General features: G+C 52.2%; 2 protein-coding genes. One reads left to right on the top strand and one right to left on the bottom strand.

Annotation, left to right across the window (positions count from 1 at the left end):
* On the top strand, positions 1 to 395 hold a 395-nt coding region (locus tag EAD96_RS30810), incomplete at its 5' end, for a hypothetical protein (RefSeq protein WP_233585511.1).
* Here EAD96_RS30810 and EAD96_RS07470 read toward each other — a convergent pair.
* Positions 388 to 697, bottom strand: a 310-nt coding sequence (locus EAD96_RS07470) for a S8 family serine peptidase (RefSeq protein ID WP_147457850.1), incomplete at its 5' end; no start/stop codon positions are given. The genes EAD96_RS30810 and EAD96_RS07470 overlap by 8 nt on opposite strands.

Consider the following 697-nt stretch of genomic DNA (forward strand, 5'->3'; position numbering starts at 1 on the left):
CGTCCGACGTGTATGCCGGTGCTTTGGACAGCCTGTTCAGCGATAAAAAGTCCTCTGGCAGTGGGGATATCAGCATCATCAACCGCAAAACAGGCCTGTGCCTGATCAAGGTCAGCAACAGCCACGTGATCAAAGTAGACTGGGATGAATCGGAATTCGGCGAGGGTGCCAGCGAATCAGTTCAGGCTGAAATCAAAGTTGACGGTGACAAAGTCGATGTGACTGCGGCCAGCCATCAGGACATTCATGTTGTGAATGATCAGACATGGGTGGGCGGTGTCTGTGTCGACACTAATGACAATGTTCAGGTGAATCTGGACAGTCTGCTGCGCGCAGTGAAAAAGCGCATGACAGACAAGTCGCTGGTTAAAATGGCTGTGAAAAGAGTTATTTGATTTCCAGAGCCGCCTCCACCGCGGCCGCGGCATTGACCAGGCCCGAGCCATAACGATTGTCTTCGTTGGGCGGCATCGGTGTGGCGGTTTTCATCAATAAAGCCTTCACCTCTGAGGGCTTTAGTTTTTTGTTCGCAGCCTTCACTAAAGCGGCTACACCGGCCACGTGCGGAGTGGCCATCGACGTCCCGAAGGTTTCTTTGTAACTTGTAAGCTCAGACTTCAGGCTGACCAAAGTTTCAGGCGATGTTTTAACCAAGGCGCGGATCTTTTCACCCACGGCCTGCTCTACGAAAAAGCCA

Origin of the sequence: Micromonospora sp. BL1, from assembly GCF_003667485.1 — a bacterium.
Classification (GTDB): Bacteria; Actinomycetota; Actinomycetes; order Mycobacteriales; family Micromonosporaceae; genus Micromonospora; species Micromonospora tulbaghiae.